The following is a 1,578-nucleotide window of genomic DNA, read 5'->3' as shown; positions in this document are numbered from 1 at the left end:
TGACCTGCGGTTTTGTGTGGCCAGGGGCGGGGTCGAACCGCCGACCTTCCGATTTTCAGTCGGACGCTCGTACCAACTGAGCTACCTGGCCGGACGAGTGATGCGGCAGGATCTCTCCGACCGCTTCTCCTCGAAGCGACCCCGACGGGACTCGAACCCGCGACCTCCGCCGTGACAGGGCGGCGCGCTAACCAACTGCGCTACGGGGCCTTGTGTAAGGCCTTGTGACATTGCGTATCCCCAACGGGATTCGAACCCGTGCTACCGCCGTGAAAGGGCGGGGTCCTGGGCCGCTAGACGATGGGGACCCGACCTCAGTCAGATCCACAACGTCACGCAGACCGCAGCGTTCGGATCCGTTGAGGACTTTGGAAGCATAGGGGACGAATCCCGCCCGCACCAAAACGAGTCCGGGAACCCCTGCCCCGGTCTCACGGGAGGCGGGTGAGCGCCTCCCGAACCAGCGCCACGGCATCCTCGTCCGGGATGCCAGCCGCACGAGCCGCGCGGGCGTAGTCACCGGCCGCGAGACGCACCGCAGCGTCCGCGCCGAGGCCGTCGACGGCATCCGAGGTGACGACGGTGCCCAGGCGCCCGCGGGTGAGGACGAGCCCGGCCGCCTCGAGTTCCTTGTAGGCACGAGCCACGGTGTTCGCGGCGAGCCCGAGGTCGTCGGCGAGCGCCCGGATCGGCGGCAGCTTCGTGCCGACGGGCAGGCGGCCGTCGGCGATCGCCTCGGACACCTGCCGGCGCACCTGCCAGAACGGGGCCTCGCCGGATGCCGGGTCGACCCGCACGAGCCCGCCCATCGCCGTGCGCACAGGGCCGTGCACGGGGCCGCTCACGGGTTCGCCCAGGTAAGGAGGCGGTCGGCATCCCACGTCGTGACGATGCGCTCGGCCGGCACCCCGAGCCGCTCGGCACGCTCGCAGCCGTAGGCCTTCATGTCGATCTGGCCGGGCGCGTGGGCGTCGGAGTCGATCGCGAACAGGCAGCCGAGCTCCAGGGCGAGCAGGAGCAGGTCATCGGGTGGGTCGCAGCGTTCGGGCCGGCTGTTGATCTCGACCGCGGTGCCGTGCTCGGCGCAGGCCTCGAACACCGCACGCGCGTCGAAGTCGGACTGTGGGCGGGTGCCGCGCGAGCCCTCGACGAGCCGCCCCGTGCAGTGGCCGAGCACGTTCACCCGCGGGTTCGACACGGCTGCCACCATGCGTGCCGTCATGGGTTCTGCGTTCATCCGCAGCTTGCTGTGCACGGATGCCGTGACGAGGTCGAGCCTCGCGAGCATCGCGTCGCTCTGGTCCAGGCCCCCGTCGTCGAGGATGTCGACCTCGATGCCCTTGAGCAGCCGGAACGCCCCACCGAGCGAGCGGTCGATGGCCTCGACGATGCCGATCTGCTGGGTGAGCCGCTCGGCGCTGAGCCCGTTCGCGACCCGCAACTGGGGGCTGTGGTCGGTGAGCACGAGCCACTCGTGGCCGAGCTCGATGCCCGTCAGCACCATCTCGTCGATGGAGGAGCCGCCGTCGCTCCAGTCCGAGTGCAGGTGGCAGTCGCCCTTCAGCGCGGCGTACAGCG

2 protein-coding genes and 3 tRNA genes are annotated in these 1,578 nt (G+C 70.3%); all 5 read right to left on the bottom strand.

From position 1 onward, the window contains the following. Nucleotides 1-17 precede the first annotated feature (17 nt). Nucleotides 18-91, bottom strand: a tRNA-Phe gene (locus PLL68_RS11705). A 45-nt stretch (nucleotides 92-136) separates the two neighbouring features. Further along, a tRNA-Asp gene (locus PLL68_RS11700) sits at nucleotides 137-210 on the bottom strand. Between the two features lie 25 nt (nucleotides 211-235). Further along, nucleotides 236-308: transfer RNA gene (locus tag PLL68_RS11695), tRNA-Glu, on the bottom strand. Between the two features lie 123 nt (nucleotides 309-431). Next, the gene (locus PLL68_RS11690; protein ID WP_324534274.1) at nucleotides 432-845 is read right to left on the bottom strand and encodes a GntR family transcriptional regulator; all 414 of its coding nucleotides are present in this window, start codon (nucleotides 843-845) and stop codon (nucleotides 432-434) included. Beyond that, nucleotides 842-1,578: PHP domain-containing protein (locus tag PLL68_RS11685; protein WP_324534272.1), on the bottom strand; the 737-nt coding region annotated here is incomplete at its 5' end. The genes PLL68_RS11690 and PLL68_RS11685, both read right to left, overlap by 4 nt.

The sequence above is a fragment of the Ornithinibacter sp. genome (assembly GCF_035443565.1).
Taxonomy (GTDB): domain Bacteria; phylum Actinomycetota; class Actinomycetes; order Actinomycetales; family Dermatophilaceae; genus Fodinibacter.
Note: the sequence above shows the minus strand (reverse complement) of the source record. Positions and strands in the feature narration are given on the sequence as shown.